This window comes from Tsukamurella sp. USMM236 (assembly GCF_037148755.1).
GTDB lineage: Bacteria > Actinomycetota > Actinomycetes > Mycobacteriales > Mycobacteriaceae > Tsukamurella.
Genome location: NZ_JBBCSS010000004.1, coordinates 340,058 through 355,941, shown reverse-complemented (window position 1 = coordinate 355,941; position 15,884 = coordinate 340,058). Strand labels below are relative to the sequence as shown.

The following is a 15,884-nucleotide window of genomic DNA, read 5'->3' as shown; positions in this document are numbered from 1 at the left end:
GGGGACTTCTCTCTAAAACAGGTCTAACATAGGATCGCGGTCATGGGAAGGCCGAGGCTGCACGATCCGGACGGGCTGCTCGACGCCGCCGTCCGGCTCTTCGCGCGGGACGGGACGCGGGGCCTCACGGTGGCCGCTGTCGTGCGGGAGTCCAAGTCGCCCAGCGGATCCGTGTACCACCTCTTCCCCGACCGTCCCACTCTGCTCGCGGCCGTCTGGCTCCGGACGGTCCGCCGGTTCCACGAGGACTACACCGCGGCCTGGGGAGACCTCGCGGCTAGCTCCGACGCCGCGTCGAGCGCGCGGTGGATCGTGGAGCGCTGCCGCGCCGACCTCGGCGAGGCGCTCGTCCTGCAGGCCGGACCCCAGGCGTTCGCCGTCGACTCCTGGCCGGCCGCCGCGGCCGCCGAGTGGGCGGCGCTCGACACCGAGCGGCAGGACCGGATCGCGGGGATCGTCGGCCGAGTGGCCGCGGATGCGGGATGCTCGCGTGCCGACGTCGCCTTCGCCCTGTACGAGCTGCCCCTCGCGGTCGCGCGCCGGCACCTCGTCGCCGGCGAGCCGCCGCCGCCCGCCGCGGCGGATCAGGCCGAACGCCTCGCCGGACGACTGCTGCGCGACTGAGGGCTATCCGGCGAGGGCGAGGAGCGCGGCGTCCCGGCCGATCTCGACGGCGCGGGAGATCAGCGGACCGTCGCCCGAGAGCCTGCCGACGGCAGGGCTCCCGGATGGGACCCAGACCTGCAGCACCTCGGCGGTGCCGACCGCGGCCGGCTCCGGAGCGGGGGCGGCGCGGCGGGCGGTGAAGTACGCGTCCAGGACCCACTGCTCGGCGCGGGAGGAGCGGGGCGCCGCGTCCTCCGAGGTGGTGCGCAGCACGAGCAGGTGCGTGGCGCCCTGATCGATCGGGGTGGCCAGGGGTACCTTCTCCGCGAGGCCGCCGTCGAGGAACTCCCGCCCGGCGAGCCGCACGGGCCGCCCCGCGAGCAGAGGGAGGGCGGTCGTCGCGCGCAGCGCGGTGCGCAGCGTCGCGGCGTCGGTGACGTAGGGCGCGAGGTCGGCCACCCGGCGGGTGTGCGCGTCGACGGCCAAGGGGTGCAGGGAGATCGGGCTGGCGAGGATGGCGGCGAAGTTCATCGGCGTGACGTCGGAGTAGACCCGGTCCACCAGGTGTTGCGTGTCCACCACGACGCCGCCGCGCAGCGCCCGCCGCGGGTGCACCACGCGCTCGGCCAGCACCTCCTCCCAGCCCCACGAGGGCAGCCACCGTCGGCCCTCGCCGGAGACCAGCCACGCCGCGTTGAGGCCGCCGCCCGAGGTGCCGTAGATCGCGTCGACGGCGGGCAGCAGGCCGAGCTCGTCGACCGCGATCGCCATCCCCGCGGAATACGCGGAGCGCGAGCCGCCGCCCTCGATGCACACGGCGATCCGCAGCCCGTCGGAGCGCTCTCCCGGAAGGCTTCCGGAGGTGAGCCGCGCTCGCAGCGCCTCGAGCACCGTCATCGGGCCGGCACCCCGTACCCGGCGAGGCCGAAGGTGTCGGTCAGCCGGTACGTCCAGGCGCTGATGCCGCCCTCCTGGTTGCCGCCGACGGTGGTGACGCTGTCGCCCGACACCGCGACGACGAAGTTGGTGTGCTGGCGCATCGCCGGGTGCTCCGGCGTGTACAGCACGACGTCGCCCGGCTGCGGCCGGTACGCGGTCGCCGACTCCAGCTTCCCGGCCTTCTGGAAGTACTCGGTGAGCGTGTACACGCCGGGGATGCGCCAGGTCCCGGAGTTCGGGTTGTGCAGCGGCAGGCCGGAATCGCGGAGCACCGTCGAGACGAAGTCGGCGCACCAGGGCTCGTCGACGCCCTCCGAGAAGTACGTGCCCGGGCGGTTGGCGTCGAACTCGCGGCGCACGTTCTCCAGGATCCGGACGCGCGCGGGATCGAGGCCCGCGGTCGAGACCGCGGGGTAGACGCGGGGCTTCAACTCGGCGGGGAGGTGCTTCGTGAGCGGCGTCTGATGCACGCTGGAGAGCCACACGACGCCGCCCGCGAGCACCACCAGCGCGGCGACCACCGCGGCGGCGACGAGCCCTGCCTTCCTCAACCCCATGAATCCACTGTACTCAGTGGTGAACCTGCGATCATGGGGCGATGAGCCCGCGCACCGTGACCTGCAGGATCAAGCCCGGCAGCCGCAAGGGCCCCGCGGTGGAGGTCGACGATGCCGGCGCGCTCACCCTGTTCGTGCGCGAGCCGGCCACCGAGGGCAAGGCGAACAAGGCCGCCGTCGAGTTGCTCGCCTCCCACCTCGGGGTGCCGAAGTCCCGCGTGCGGCTGATCGCGGGGCAGACCAGCCGGCTCAAGCGGTTCGCCGTCGACGACTGAGGTGACGCCCGCCGTCACGGAGCGGCATGGCATGCTGGAAGGTGCAGCTGGTATGTCGCGCCGAAGCCTCGGGCCGCGACAACTCGGTGCCGTGGGGAACCGCGGATCGAGAGGGAACCCGGTGGGAATCCGGGACTGTCCCGCAGCGGTGAGCAGGAACGAAAGTCGCGACGAATGCACTGGGCCGCAGAGCCTGGGAAGCAGCGACCGGTAGGAGCCCCAGGGCGCGCCTGCGAGTCCGAATACCTGCCCGCTGTACCGGACGCGCCGCGTCCGGTGGTGTGCCGCCTCGCGGACCGGGCGTGCGACCGCACAGGACGAACGGACGTCGCACGTCGACGGTCCGCGAGTCGTGCGTACGTGCGTCCGGACGGGTGGCCCGCCCTGGCTACGCACGAAAGGAACGGTCCTTCACGTGACCGCACCGAATTTCACCCGCACCGTCCTCGGTGTTCCCCGCATCGGCCCCCGGCGCGAGCTCAAGCGCGCGATCGAGGGCTATTGGAAGGGCTCGATCACCCGGGCCGAGCTCGCATCCACCGCCGCCGGCCTCCGGCGCGACGAGTGGGCACGGCTGGTCGCCGCCGGGCTGGATTCCGTCCCCACCAACACGTTCAGCTACTACGACCAGATGCTCGACACCGCGGAACTGCTCGGCGCCCTGCCGCCCCGGGTCGCGGGGATCGAGGATCCGCTCGACCGGTACTTCGCCGCGGCGCGCGGTACCGCCGAGGTCACCCCGCTCGAGATGACCAAGTGGTTCGACACGAACTACCACTACCTCGTTCCCGAGATCGGGCCGGCGACCGCCTTCGCGCTGCACCCCGAGAAGGTGCTCGGCGATCTGGACGAGGCGCTGGCGCAGGGCGTCCCGGCGCGCCCGGTCGTCGTCGGACCGCTCACCTTCCTCGCGCTCGCCAAGCCGGTCGACGGTGCCGGTGAGCCGCTCTCCCGCCTGGACGAGCTCCTGCCGCTCTACCGGGATCTCCTGGCGCGGCTGGCGGCCCGGGGTGCGCAGTGGGTGCAGATCGACGAGCCGGTGCTGGTGACGGAGGCGGGCCTGTCGCTCGCCGGCGAGGCGGCGCGGGTGTACGGCGAGCTCTCCTCGGCCGCCGACCGGCCGTCGATCCTCGTGGCGACGTACTTCGGCTCGCCGGGGCCGTCGCTGGAGGCCCTGGCCGGCACCGCGATCGAGGCGGTCGCCGTCGACCTGGTGACCGATCCCGCCGCCGTCGCGGCGGTCGCCGCCGTGCCGGCGCTCCAGGACAAGCTGCTGCTCGCGGGCGTCGTCGACGGGCGCAACGTCTGGCGCACCGACCTGGCATCGGCGTCGGCGACCCTGGGCATGCTGTCCGGGTCAGCGGGTGCGTTGGCCGTGAGCACGTCCTGCTCGCTGCTGCACGTGCCCTACGCGGTCGCCGCGGAGATGGCGCCCGAACCCGCTGGCGCCGAGGGGGTTCGCGCCTGGCTGGCCTTCGCTCAGGAGAAGATCGACGAGGTCGTCGTCCTCGCCCGCGCCCTCACCGAGGGGCGCCCCGTGGTCGCCGCGGAGTTCGGGCGGAGCGCCGCGGTCCGTGCGGCCCGCAGCGCGGATCCCCGCCTGAACGATGCGACGGTGCGCGACCGCCTCATCGCCCTGCGCGCCACCGGGACCGGCCGAACCGCGGCCGCCGATCGCGCCGTGGTCCAGCGGGACCGGCTCGATCTCCCGTTGTTGCCGACCACGACCATCGGCTCGTACCCGCAGACCGGCGCGATCCGGGTCGCCCGCGCCGACCTGCGCGCGGGGAGGATCGACGAGGCCGAGTACGTGCGGCGCATGCAGTCCGAGATCGCCGATGTGGTCGCGCTGCAGGAGGAGCTCGGCATCGACGTCCTCGTCCACGGCGAGCCCGAGCGCAACGACATGGTGCAGTACTTCGCGGAGCGCCTCGACGGCTTCCTCGCGACCGAGAACGGGTGGGTGCAGTCCTACGGCACTCGGTGCGTGCGGCCGCCGATCCTGTACGGCGACGTGCACCGCACCGATCCGATGACCGTCTCGTGGATCACCTACGCGCAGACGCTCACGGAGCGGCCGGTCAAGGGCATGCTCACCGGGCCGGTCACGATCCTCGCCTGGTCGTTCGTCCGCGACGACCAGTCGCTCGCCGAGACGGCCGACCAGGTGGCGCTCGCGATCCGCGACGAGACGGTGGACCTCGAGCGGGCGGGCGTGCAGGTCATCCAGGTCGACGAGCCCGCGCTGCGTGAGCTGCTGCCGCTGCGGGCTGCGGACCGCTCGGCCTACCTCGCTTGGGCAACGGGCTCGTTCCGGCTGTCGACCTCGGGCGTGGCCGACGGCACCCAGATCCACACGCACCTCTGCTATTCGGAGTTCGGCGACGTGATCGGCGCGATCGCCGATCTCGACGCGGACGTGACGTCGATCGAGGCCGCGCGGTCGCGGATGGAGATCCTCGCCGACCTCAACGAGGCGGGCTTCGCCAACCAGGTCGGGCCCGGTGTCTACGATATCCACTCGCCCCGGGTCCCGGCGCAGGAGGAGATCGAGTCGTCGCTGCGTGCGGCCCTGGACGCCGTGCCGGCGCAGCGGCTGTGGGTGAACCCGGACTGCGGCCTGAAGACCCGCGGTCAGCAGGAGACGGTGGCCGCCCTGCGGAACCTGGTCGCAGCGGCGAAGGCGGTGCGCGCCACGCTGTGAGAGAAGGAAGGGCCCGGCCGCGTTCGCGCGGCCGGGCCCTGTCCGTGGTGCGGGTCAGCCCTCGATGACGGCGACAAGGTCGCCACCGTCGACCTGGGTGGCCCCGGCGAGGGCGACGCGGGTGACGGTGCCGGCGACGGGTGCGGTGATCGCGGCCTCCATCTTCATCGCCTCGATCGTCGCGATCTGGTCGCCGACCTCGACCGTGGAACCGGCGTGGACCGTGGGGGTGACCATGCCGGCGAACGGCGCGGCGACGTGGCCCGGGTTCATCTTGTCCGCGCGTTCCGCGGCCGGGATGTCGGCCTTGACCGAGTCGTCGCGAACGGCGACGGTGCGGAGCTGGCCGTTGAGGGTGCACACCAGCGTGCGGTTGCCGTGCTCGTCGGGCTCGCCGACGCCGTCGAGCTTGATGAGCAGCTCGACGCCGGTCGCGAGCTGTACGCGGTGCTCCTCGCCCTGCCGCAGCCCGTAGAGGAACTGGTTGGTCGAGAGCTTCGAGACGTCGCCGAACTCCGCGCGGTGCTCGGTGAACTCGCGCATCGGACCGGGGAACAGCAGGCGGCTCAACGCCGCTCGCCGCTGCTCGCTCGTTCCGGCGAGTTCGGCGGCCTCGTCGGCGGGGACCTCGGTCACGGGCGTCGCGCCCGCGCGGCCCTCGAGGGCGCGGGTGCGCAGCGGTTCCGGCCAGCCCGCGGGCGGGGTGCCGAGCTCGCCGCGGAGGAAGCCGATCACGGAGTCGGGGATGTCGTACTTGCCGGGGTCGGCGGCGAACTCGTCCGGGCTGACGCCCGTGCCGACGAGTGCGAGCGCGAGGTCGCCGACCACCTTCGACGACGGCGTGACCTTGACCAGGCGGCCGAGCATGCGATCGGCCGCGGCGTAGGAGTTCTCGATGTCCTCGAACCGCTCGGCCAGGCCGAGCGCGCCGGCCTGCTGCCGCAGGTTCGACAGCTGGCCGCCGGGGATCTCGTGGTGGTAGACCCGCCCCGTCGGGGCCTTGAGGCCGGACTCGAACGGCGCGTAGGCCCCGCGCACGGCCTCCCAGTAGGGCTCGAGCGCGCAGACCGCGTCGAGGTCGATCCCGGTGTCGCGCTCGGTGTGCGCGGTTGCGGCGACGATCGACGACAGCGAGGGCTGGCTGGTGGTGCCCGACAGCGGCGCCGCGGCGCCGTCGACGGCGTCCGCGCCGGCGGTCCACGCGGCGAGGTAGGTGGCGAGCTGCCCGCCGGGGGTGTCGTGCGTGTGCACGTGCACGGGCAGGTCGAACTCCTTGCGCAGCGCGGTGACCAGTGTCGTGGCCGCGGCGGGCCGGAGCAGCCCGGCCATGTCCTTGATCGCCAGGATGTGGGCGCCGGCCTGCACGATCTTCTCCGCGACGCCGAGGTAGTAGTCCAGGGTGTACAGGTCCTCGGCGGGGTTCGACAGATCGCCGGTGTAGGACAGCGCGCCCTCGGCGACCGCGGTGTTGGTGGCGAGGACGGCCTCGATCGCGGGCCGCATCTGCTCGACGTCGTTGAGCGCGTCGAAGATCCGGAACACGTCCACCCCGGTCGCCGCCGCCTCGGCGACGAACGAGTCGGTCACCTGCTGCGGGTACGGGGTGTAGCCGACGGTATTGCGGCCGCGCAGCAGCATCTGCAGGCAGATGTTCGGCAGCCCCTCGCGGAGGGTGGCGAGGCGCTCCCACGGGTCCTCGTGCAGGAACCGCAGCGCGACGTCGTAGGTGGCGCCGCCCCACGCCTCCACCGAGAGCAGTTGCGGCGTGAGCCGGGCCTCGTACGGCGCGATCGTCGCCAGCGCCGAGGTCCGCACCCGGGTCGCGAGCAGCGACTGGTGCGCGTCGCGGAAGGTGGTGTCGGTGACCGCGAGCGCGGTCTGCGCGCGCAGGTCCGCGGCGAAGCCGGCGGGGCCGAGCCGCTCGAGTCGCTGTTTCGATCCCTCCGGCGCGGGCGCCGAAAGGTCCACCGCGGGAAGCTTGTCGACCGCGTAGATCTTCGTCGGGCGCACGCCGTGCGGCTTGTTGACGGTGACGTCCGCCAGGTAGCGCAGGATCTTCGACGCCGTGTCCGAGGAACCGCGCGCGGTGAGCAGCTCCGGGCGCTGCTCGATGAACGAGGTCGTCACCTCGCCGGCGACGAACGCCGGATCGGCCAGGACCGCCTGCAGGTAAGGGATGTTCGTCGCCACGCCGCGGATGCGGAACTCCGCGAGTGCGCGACGGGCGCGGACGATGGCCGTCGCCCGATCGCGGCCACGAGCGGTCAGCTTGACCAGCATCGAATCGAAATGCGGGCTGATCTCCGCGCCCACCGACGTGCCGCCGTCCAGGCGGATGCCCGCGCCGCCCGGAGACCGGTACGCGGTGATCCGGCCGGTGTCGGGCCGGAAGCCGTCCGTGGGGTCCTCCGTCGTGATGCGGCACTGCAGGGCGGCGCCGTTGAGCCGGATCGCGTCCTGCGTCAGGCCCAGCTCCGGCAGCGTGGCGCCCGCGGCGATCTTCAGCTGCGCCGCCACCAGGTCCACATCGGTGACCTCCTCGGTCACCGTGTGCTCCACCTGGATCCGCGGATTCATCTCGATGAAGACGTGCCGCCCCTCGGGGTTCACCAGGAACTCGACGGTGCCCGCGCAGCTGTAGCCGATCTCCTTGGCGAAGTTCACCGCGTCCGTGCAGAGCCGCTCCCGCAGCTCGTCGGAGATGTTCGGCGCCGGGGCCATCTCGATGACCTTCTGATGCCGCCGCTGCAGCGAGCAGTCGCGCTCGTACAGGTGGATCACGTTGCCGACGTTGTCCGCGAGGATCTGCACCTCGATGTGCCGCGGGTCGATCACGGCCTCCTCGAGGAACACCGTCGGATCGCCGAACGCCGATTCCGCCTCCCGCGAGGCGATCTCGATCGCGTCCCGCAGGTCCTCGATCGCCGTGACGCGGCGCATGCCGCGCCCGCCGCCACCTGCGACGGCCTTGACGAAGACGGGGAAGTGCATGTCCTGCGCGGCCGCGAGGAGCTCGCCGATGTCCGACGACGGAGCCGACGAATCGAGCACAGGCAGACCCGCCGCCCGCGCCGCCGCGATCGCCCGCGCCTTGTTGCCCGTCAGCTCCAGGACGTCCGCCGACGGCCCGACGAAGGTGATGCCGTTCGCCGCGCACGCCGCAGCCAGGTCGGGGTTCTCCGACAGGAAGCCGTACCCGGGGTATACCGCGTCCGCCCCGGCCTGGACCGCGATCCGGATGATCTCCCCGACGGTCAGGTACGCGCGGACCGGGTGGCCCTCGGCGCCGATCTGGTACGCCTCGTCCGCCTTCTGGCGGTGCGGGGAGTTGCGGTCCTCGTACGGGTAGACGGCCACCGTCTTCGAGCCGCTCTCCACCGCGGCGCGCAGGCCCCGGATCGCGATCTCACCACGGTTGGCCACCAGGACCTTGTCGAACATGTTCACCGGCGGTCGGTCTGCGGCGATGCCTGTCACTGGAGTGCTCCCGTCGTTGCATGTGGTTCGGTCCTATGGGGCGGCGTGCTGGGGGTGTCAGCCCGACGCTGTTCGAGAGAGACCCGATCAATCTTATCCGGAAGTGCGCGAAATGCTGAGTGAATGCTGGAGCCGCTGAGATATCCCGCGTCGGTGAGGCCAAAACATCCGATCTATTGCGTTCGGCAATCGGCTGCGCGAACCGAGTGCGGCGCACGAAACCCTGCTCGACCAGCATCGTATCAAACATATTTTATGTCTCAATGGCTCGCTGGGGAACCCCGACGTACGCGGACAGCGGACGAATCAGCGCGTTCGCCGCCGCCTGCTCGATGATGTGGGCGGTCCACCCCGTGATGCGCGACATCACGAAGATCGGCGTGAACACCTCCGTGTCGAATCCGAGGAGGTGATACGCGGGCCCCGTCGGGAAGTCCAGATTGGGCTTGATGCCGGTGGTGTCGTGCATCGTCTTCTCGAGGACCTCGTACATCCGTACCCACTTCTCCCCATCGGTACGCGCCGCGATGTCGAGGAGGGCCTGCTTCATGGTCGGAACCCGCGAGTCCCCGTTCTTGTACACGCGATGCCCGAAGCCCATCACCTTCTCCCGACGGTCGAGCTTGTCCCGCATCCATGCCTCGGCGTTCGCGGGATCACCGATCTCCTCCATGTCGTGCATGACGGCCTCGTTGGCGCCGCCGTGCAGCGGCCCCTTGAGGGCGCCGATGGCGGCGGTGACGGCGCTGTACATGTCCGACAGGGTGGATGCGACGACCCGCGCGGCGAAGGTCGAGGCGTTGAAGCTGTGCTCCGCGTACAGGATCAGCGACACCTCGAAGGCGCGGACGAGTTCCCGCTCGGGGATCGCGCCGAAGCACATGTGCAGGAAATTCTCCGCGTACCCGAGGCGGGGGTCCGGAGGGATCGGGTCGAGACCTCGGCGCCGGCGATGATCCGCCGCGACGATCGTGGGGAGGACGGCCAGCATGCGCAACCCCTTGGCCTGCAGTGCCTCCGGTGAGCAGTCCCACTCGTCCGGGTCATCCGCGCCGAGGAAGCTGATCGCCGTCCGGACGACGTCCATCGGGTGGCACGCGGCGGGCAGCCGCGCGATGAGCTCCAGCAACGAACGGTCCGCGGCCCGCGCGGCGCGCTCCGAGGCCTCGAAACGGACGCGCTCCTCGGGCGAGGGGAGCTCGCCGTTCCACAGCAGGTACGCGACCTCCTCGAAGCTGCACTGCGCTGCCAGGTCCTGTACCGCGTACCCGCGGTAGGTGAGCGAGTTGGTCTCGGGCTCGACCTTGGAGACGGCAGTCGTGTCCACGACGACGCCGGCGAGGCCCTTGTGGATGGTCGGACTGGTCATCATTGGCTCCTGGACAGTGTGAAATCGAATATGCCGGAATCGAAATCGTTGTACCGCTCGTACTGCAGCAACTCGTACAGGCGGCTGCGGGGCTGCATCCGGTGGAGCAACGCCTGCTGAGTGCCTTGCGCGGCGATCTCCCGCAGGCCCTCCTCCGCGGCGAACATCGCGAGGCGCAGCGTGGTGACCGGGTAGATCACCGCGTCGTAGCCGATCGACTCGAGGACGCCGGCATCGATCAGGTCGGACTTGCCGAACTCCGTCATGTTCGCGAGCAGGGGCGTGTCCACCGCCGCTCGGAACCGCTCGAAGTCGGCGGCGGTGTGGAGCGCCTCGGTGAAGATGAGATCCGCTCCGGCGTCCGCGTAGGCCCGCGCGCGAGCGATCGCCGCGTCGATCCCCTCGATCCCCGCCGCGTCCGTCCGAGCGCAGATCACGAAGTCCTGGTCGCGCCGCGCCGCGACCGCGGCGCGCAGGCGACGTACGGCCTCGTCGACGGGGACCACGGCCTTGCCGTCGAGATGACCGCACCGCTTCGGGTTGACCTGGTCCTCCAGGTGCAGGCCCGCGAGGCCCGCGTCCTCGAGAATCGTCACGGTGCGCGCCGCGCTCATCGGCTCGCCGAAACCGGTGTCGGCGTCCACGAGCGTGGGAAGGTCGGTGACCCTGGCGATCTGCTGTGCCCGGGTCGCGACCTCGGTCAGGGTGGTGAGACCGATGTCCGGCAGGGCCAGGTCGGCGGCCACCACGGCGCCCGAGACGTAGACGCCCTCGAAGCCGATCTCCTGGATCAGCTTCGCCGTCAGTGGATTGAAAGCGCCGGGAAGCCGGACGATCCGGTCCGAGGAGAGCGCGGCGCGGAAGGCCTTGCGCTTGTCGCTCGCCGAGGCCCGCGCCGCGATCAGGCCGCTCACGGCGGATTCGTCGCCGCTCATCGGAACAGTCCCGGGTTCAGCTCCGGGGTGCGGGCGAGCGCCTCGTCGGACGCGGTGAAGGTGAGCCGATCGAGCTCGCCGGCCCCGAGCGATCCGGCCCGCTGCGCGGCCTCGAGGAAGCGGTCCTGCTCGGCCTTCTCGACGACGCCATCGGCGAGGGTCCGGAACTTCTCGATGTACTGCTCGCGCGCGAAGGGCCGGGCGCCGAGCGGGTGCGCGTCGGCCACGGCGAGCTCGTCGACGATCACCTCGCCCGAGGCGAGGGTGATCTCGGCGCGGGCGCCGAAGGCCTTCTCGGACGGGTCCGTCGAGTGGTAGCGGCGCGTCCACTCCGGGTCCTCGGCGGTGGAGATCTTCTTCCACAGCGCGACGGTGTCGGGGCGCTGCGCTCGCTCGGGGGCGTACGACCGCTCGTGATGCCACCCGCCGTCCTGGAGCGCGACGGCGAAGATGTACATCACCGAGTGGTCCAGCGTCTCGCGGGAGGCCCGGGGGTCGAACTTCTGCGGGTCGTTCGAGCCGGTGCCGATGACGTAGTGGGTGTGATGGCTGGTGTGCAGGACGATCTTCTCGATCAGCTCGAGATCGCCGACCCGCTCGCGCATCCGGCGCGCGAGGTCGATCGGCGCCTGGCTCTGGTACTCCGCCGAGTGCTCCTTGGTGTAGGAGTCGAGGATCGCGCGCTTGGCCTCGCCGGGGCCGGGGAGCGGCACGGCGTAGCTCGCCTCGGGACCGCCGAGGAGCCGCGCGATCACGCCGTCCTCGCCCTCCCAGATGGGCGACGGTGCGCCCTCGCCGCGCATCGCGCGGTCGACGGCCTCGACCGCCATCTTTCCGGCGAACGCCGGGGCGTACGCCTTCCAGCTGGAGATCTCTCCCTTGCGCGACTGCCGGGTGGCGGTCGTCGTGTGCAGCGCCTGCCCGATCGCCTGGTAGATCGTCTCGGTGGGAAGGCCGAGGAGGGTGCCGATGCCGGCGGCGGCGGAGGGGCCGAGGTGCGCGACGTGGTCGATCTTGTGCTCGTGCAGGCAGATGGCGCGCACCAGGTCGATCTGGATCTCGTAGCCCGTGGCGAGGCCGCGGAGCAGGTCGGCGCCCGTCGCGCCGCGGTGTTGGGCGACGGCGAGGATCGGCGGGATGTTGTCGCCGGGGTGGCTGTACTCGGCCGCGAGGAAGGTGTCGTGGAAGTCCAGCTCGCGCACCGCGGTGGCGTTGGCCCACGCCGCCCACTCGGGCGAGAAGCGGCCGGGAACGCCGAATACGGTCGCGCCGGGGGAGTAGGGGTGCGCGACGGCCTGGGCGCGGGCGTTGGCGACCGGACGGCGCGCGACGGACGCGGCCGCCACCGCGGCGTTGTCGATGATCCGGTTGATCACCATCTCGGCGGTGTCGTCGGGCACGGCGACGGGGTCCGCCGCGACCTGCGCGATCTTCCAGGCGAGGTGCTCCTCGCGCGGGAAGTTCTCAGCTGAGCGGTGGGTGCGCACGGGGTGCGTCTGCACGTCGGGACTCCTTCTTGCCGGGATCGGTGATTCACACGCTATGCACGGCGGACGGTCCGCGAAATGTGTTGCACGTGTGGAATCGTGCAAAGGGCTGTTCGGCCTTTTGCGAATGTTGTGGAAATCGCGCGGGGTAGCATTCGCGACATGCAGAAGCTGTTCGTGGGTGCGCGCATCAAGCGCCTGCGGGACGACCGCGGCCTCACCCAGACCGCGCTCGCGAAGGCGCTGGAGCTGTCCGTCAGCTACGTGAACCAGCTCGAGAACGACCAGCGGCCGCTCTCCGTGCCGGTGCTGCTCAAACTGAACTCCACCTTCGACCTCGACGTCGGCTTCTTCGCGGCGGAGTCCGACGCCCGCCTCGTCGCGGACCTCCAGGACGCGCTGGCCGAGGGCGGCGACGGGGCCGCGGCGACGGCGGGCGAGGTCGAGGACCTGGTGGCGCGGTCGCCGGCGGTCGCCCGGGCCGTGGTCGCGATGCACCGCCGGCTCCGGGGGGCGACGGAGCAGGTCGAGCGGCTGTCCTCGGGGGTCGCGGCGGGGGCCGGCGGCGCGGTGGCCACGCCGTACGAGGACGTGCGGGACTTCTTCTACGACCGCCGCAATCACATCGCCGACCTCGACGACGCCGCGGAAGGTCTCTTCGAGAGCCGGGGCCTCACCGTCGGCGGGCTCGATCTGCAGCTCGCGCGGCTGCTCCGGGACGAGCACGGGGTCACCGTCCGGATCCGGGACGGCGAGCCGGACCGGTCCGGGCCCCGTCGGCACTACGACCCCGAGTCCCGCGTGCTCACGCTCGCGCGGCGGCTGGACCACGGGCAGCGCGCCTTCCAGATCGCCACGCAGATCGCCTTCCTCACCCGGGGCGAGGCGATGGATCGGATCGTCGGGGAGGCCACGACGCTGCCGACCCGGTCGCGGGAGTTGGCGCGGGTGGGACTCGCGAACTACTTCGCGGGCGCGCTGGTCCTGCCCTACGAGCGGTTCCTGCGCGCGGCCGAGGAACTGCGGTACGACGTCGACCTCCTCGGGGCGCGGTTCGAGGTGGGCTTCGAGACCGTGTGTCATCGGCTCTCCACGCTGCAGCGGCCGGGCCGTCGCGGCGTCCCCTTCTTCCTCGTGCGTACCGATCGCGCGGGCAACATCTCGAAGCGGCAGTCCGCCACCGCGTTCCACTTCTCCCGCGTCGGCGGGGGCTGTCCGCTGTGGGTGGTCCACGACGCCTTCACGTCCCCCGGCCGGATCCGCACCCAGGTCGCGCAGATGCCGGACGGCCGCGCCTACCTGTGGGTGGCGCGCACGACCTCCGACCGCGGGGCGGCCGGATACCTCGGGCAGGGGAGGGATTTCGCGGTGGGCCTCGGGTGCGACCTCGCGCACGCCCACAAGGTGGTGTACTCGCGCGGCCTCGCCCTCGACGACCCGGAGTCCTTCGTCCCCATCGGGGCGGGATGCAAGGTGTGCGACCGCCCGCGGTGCGCGCAGCGCGCCTTTCCGCATCTCGGCAGGCCGATCGAGGTGGACGAGAACCGGGCCGAGCCGATTCCGTACTCCTTTGCACGCGCATCCGACGCGGAAAGGGCATGATTACGCGCAACACACGCATCCCCAGGGGAGGTCGGATGAACGACGAGGTCGAGCCCGCGGCCGCCGAGGCCGGTACCGAGGCCGAGGCAGACGCCGCGCCCGCTGCCAAGGCTGTCGAGGCCGGTACCGGGACCGATGGCACCGGCGCGGAGGTCGCCGTCGCGAAGAGCGACGCCGAGGTCGCGAAGCCGGACGGGGGCGAGTCCGGCGCGGCCGCACTGCTCGACCGGTTCCGCGCCTGGTGGTCGCACCGCTACACGTTCACCGGCACCGCGGTCGGGCTCGTCTTCCTCTGGCTCTCGCTGACCCCGTCGCTGCTGCCGCGCGGCCCGCTGTTCCAGAGCCTCGTCAGCGGCGGTTCCGGCGCGCTCGGCTACATGTTCGGCGTCTTCGGGGTGTGGCTCGTGCGGTTCATGCGGTCGCGGGACTCCACCCCGCCCGTGCCGCGCAAGGCGTGGTGGGGACTGGCCGGCATCGGCATCGTCGGGACGACCGGCATGGTCCTGTTCTTCGACTCCTGGCAGACCAGGCTGCGCGACCTGATGGACGTCGAGTACCTGCGTTTCGTCGACTACCTGGAGATCGGCGTGCTGTCGATCGTGCTCCTCTACGTCTTCGTCGAGGTCGGCAAGGGCGTGCGCACGCTGGTGCGCTGGATCGCCGGCAAGCTCGGCACCTACTGCCCGCCCCGCGTCGCGGCGGTGGTCGCGGTCGGTCTCGTGCTGCTCCTGTCCGTCGGCGTGATCAACGGCGTCGTCGTGCGCGGCGCCATGGACGCGATGAACAACACCTTCTCGAAGGTCAACCGGGAGGGCGGGACTGACCGGCCCGCGCCCACCAGCGCGTTCCGATCGGGCGGTCCGGGCTCGCTCGTGGAATGGTCCTCGCTGGGCAAGCAGGGGCGCGTGTTCGTCTCCAATGCGCAGACCGTCGAGCACCTCACCGCCTTCAACGGCGCCCCCGCCATGGAGCCGATCCGGACCTACGCGGGCCTCGGCTCCGTGGACTCCGACGACCCCAACCGGTACCAGGCGATCGCGGAGAAGACCGCGCAGGAGCTGGAGCGCACGGGTGGCCTGCAGCGCAAGGTGGTCGCGGTGGCGATGACCACCGGAACCGGTTGGGTCAACGAGGCGGAGGCCGGGGCGCTCGAGTACATGTACAACGGCGACACCGCGATCGTCAGCATGCAGTACTCGTTCCTGCCGAGCTGGCTGTCCTTCCTCGTCGACAAGCAGAACGCCCTGGACGCCGGCCAGGCGCTGTTCGAGGCGGTTGACAAGCGGGTCAAGGCCCTGCCCGAGGGGCAGCGACCCAAGCTCGTGGTCTTCGGCGAGAGCCTCGGCTCGTTCGGCGGGGAGGCCCCGTTCCTCTCGCTCAACAACCTGCTCGCCCGGACCGACGGTGCCCTCTTCTCCGGTCCCACCTTCAACAACGAGATGTGGGTGCGTCTGACCGAGCAGCGCGACGCGGGCTCGCCCGAGTGGCTGCCCGTCTATCAGCAGGGGGCCAACGTCCGGTTCGCCGCCCGCGCCGAGGATCTCGCGAAGCCGACGGGGCCGTGGAACGGGCCGCGCGTGGTCTACCTCCAGCACGCGTCCGATCCGATCGGCCGGTGGACCCCGGACCTCGCCTTCAGCAAGCCGGACTGGCTGCGGGAGGAGCGCGGTGTCGACGTGCTGTCCTCGGTGTCGTGGGTGCCGATCGTGACCTTCCTGCAGGTCTCCGCCGACATGGCCGTCGCCGTCAACGTCCCGGACGGGCACGGGCACAGCTACGTCAAGGCCGCCGCGGACGCCTGGGCCGCGATCCTGGAGCCGCCCGGCTGGACGCCGGAGAAGACGGCGAAACTGCGGCCGATCCTCAACAGCCAGAACGGCTACAACGAGCCGACGGGCTAGCCGCGGCGGGGCGGCGCCGGTGTTCCGGCGCC

Annotated in this window: 11 protein-coding genes and 1 riboswitch; of the genes, 5 read left to right on the top strand and 6 right to left on the bottom strand. The window is 71.6% G+C overall.

What is annotated here, in order from left to right; genetic code table 11:
* The first annotated feature begins 42 nt into the window (after positions 1-42).
* On the top strand, positions 43-624 hold the full coding sequence (locus WFK95_RS15800; RefSeq protein WP_224651080.1) for a TetR/AcrR family transcriptional regulator: 582 nt from the start codon (positions 43-45) through the stop codon (positions 622-624).
* A gap of 3 nt (positions 625-627) precedes the next feature.
* Here the strand turns inward: WFK95_RS15800 and WFK95_RS15795 are convergent, their stop codons facing one another.
* Both WFK95_RS15795 and WFK95_RS15790 read right to left on the bottom strand, forming a co-directional pair.
* Positions 628-1,503 carry a patatin-like phospholipase family protein gene (locus WFK95_RS15795; protein ID WP_224651089.1) on the bottom strand — a complete coding sequence of 292 codons (876 nt, stop codon included), beginning with the start codon at positions 1,501-1,503 and terminating at the stop codon, positions 628-630.
* Entirely contained in the window at positions 1,500-2,102 is a 603-nt protein-coding gene (locus WFK95_RS15790) for a CHAP domain-containing protein (protein ID WP_224651098.1), read from the bottom strand. The genes WFK95_RS15795 and WFK95_RS15790 overlap by 4 nt, the downstream gene beginning before the upstream one ends.
* A 41-nt stretch (positions 2,103-2,143) precedes the next feature.
* Between WFK95_RS15790 and WFK95_RS15785 the strand changes: the two genes are divergently transcribed.
* Positions 2,144-2,377, top strand: a complete 234-nt coding sequence (locus WFK95_RS15785; RefSeq protein WP_224651101.1) for a DUF167 domain-containing protein — start codon at positions 2,144-2,146, stop codon at positions 2,375-2,377.
* An 85-nt stretch (positions 2,378-2,462) separates the two neighbouring features.
* Positions 2,463-2,628: riboswitch (cobalamin riboswitch) on the top strand.
* Positions 2,629-2,792: 164 nt separating this feature from the next.
* Positions 2,793-5,081: a 5-methyltetrahydropteroyltriglutamate--homocysteine S-methyltransferase gene (gene metE, locus WFK95_RS15780; RefSeq protein WP_224651103.1), complete on the top strand. Its 2,289-nt coding sequence runs from the start codon at positions 2,793-2,795 to the stop codon at positions 5,079-5,081.
* A 54-nt stretch (positions 5,082-5,135) separates the two neighbouring features.
* Here metE and WFK95_RS15775 read toward each other — a convergent pair whose 3' ends face one another.
* The 4 genes from WFK95_RS15775 to prpD form a co-directional block, all read right to left on the bottom strand.
* Positions 5,136-8,522 (bottom strand): pyruvate carboxylase, encoded by a 3,387-nt coding sequence (locus WFK95_RS15775; RefSeq protein ID WP_224651166.1) that lies wholly within the window; start codon positions 8,520-8,522, stop codon positions 5,136-5,138.
* Between the two features lie 289 nt (positions 8,523-8,811).
* On the bottom strand, positions 8,812-9,927 hold the full coding sequence (locus WFK95_RS15770) for a bifunctional 2-methylcitrate synthase/citrate synthase (protein WP_224651108.1): 1,116 nt from the start codon (positions 9,925-9,927) through the stop codon (positions 8,812-8,814).
* Complete coding sequence (prpB, locus tag WFK95_RS15765) at positions 9,927-10,841, bottom strand: methylisocitrate lyase (protein WP_224651170.1); 915 nt, start codon at positions 10,839-10,841, stop codon at positions 9,927-9,929. The genes WFK95_RS15770 and prpB overlap by 1 nt, the downstream gene beginning before the upstream one ends.
* A gap of 17 nt (positions 10,842-10,858) precedes the next feature.
* Positions 10,859-12,364: a 2-methylcitrate dehydratase PrpD gene (gene prpD, locus WFK95_RS15760; protein WP_224651110.1), complete on the bottom strand. Its 1,506-nt coding sequence runs from the start codon at positions 12,362-12,364 to the stop codon at positions 10,859-10,861.
* A gap of 147 nt (positions 12,365-12,511) precedes the next feature.
* On the opposite strand from prpD, the gene WFK95_RS15755 reads away from it, so the two are divergent.
* Positions 12,512-13,951, top strand: coding sequence for a short-chain fatty acyl-CoA regulator family protein (locus WFK95_RS15755; protein WP_224651115.1), 1,440 nt, complete (start codon positions 12,512-12,514; stop codon positions 13,949-13,951).
* A 35-nt stretch (positions 13,952-13,986) separates the two neighbouring features.
* On the top strand, positions 13,987-15,852 hold the full coding sequence (locus tag WFK95_RS15750) for an alpha/beta hydrolase (RefSeq protein ID WP_336671220.1): 1,866 nt from the start codon (positions 13,987-13,989) through the stop codon (positions 15,850-15,852).
* Positions 15,853-15,884 lie beyond the last annotated feature (32 nt).

What these genes read in the sequence shown, in the direction of transcription:
- WFK95_RS15800 (WP_224651080.1), top strand. Translation starts at nt 43, where the DNA reads ATGGGAAGGCCGAGGCTGCACGATCCGGACGGGCTGCTCGACGCCGCC.
- WFK95_RS15795 (WP_224651089.1), bottom strand. Translation starts at nt 1,503, where the DNA reads ATGACGGTGCTCGAGGCGCTGCGAGCGCGGCTCACCTCCGGAAGCCTT.
- WFK95_RS15790 (WP_224651098.1), bottom strand. Translation starts at nt 2,102, where the DNA reads ATGGGGTTGAGGAAGGCAGGGCTCGTCGCCGCCGCGGTGGTCGCCGCG.
- WFK95_RS15785 (WP_224651101.1), top strand. Translation starts at nt 2,144, where the DNA reads ATGAGCCCGCGCACCGTGACCTGCAGGATCAAGCCCGGCAGCCGCAAG.
- WFK95_RS15775 (WP_224651166.1), bottom strand. Translation starts at nt 8,522, where the DNA reads ATGTTCGACAAGGTCCTGGTGGCCAACCGTGGTGAGATCGCGATCCGG.
- WFK95_RS15770 (WP_224651108.1), bottom strand. Translation starts at nt 9,927, where the DNA reads ATGACCAGTCCGACCATCCACAAGGGCCTCGCCGGCGTCGTCGTGGAC.
- WFK95_RS15755 (WP_224651115.1), top strand. Translation starts at nt 12,512, where the DNA reads ATGCAGAAGCTGTTCGTGGGTGCGCGCATCAAGCGCCTGCGGGACGAC.
- WFK95_RS15750 (WP_336671220.1), top strand. Translation starts at nt 13,987, where the DNA reads ATGAACGACGAGGTCGAGCCCGCGGCCGCCGAGGCCGGTACCGAGGCC.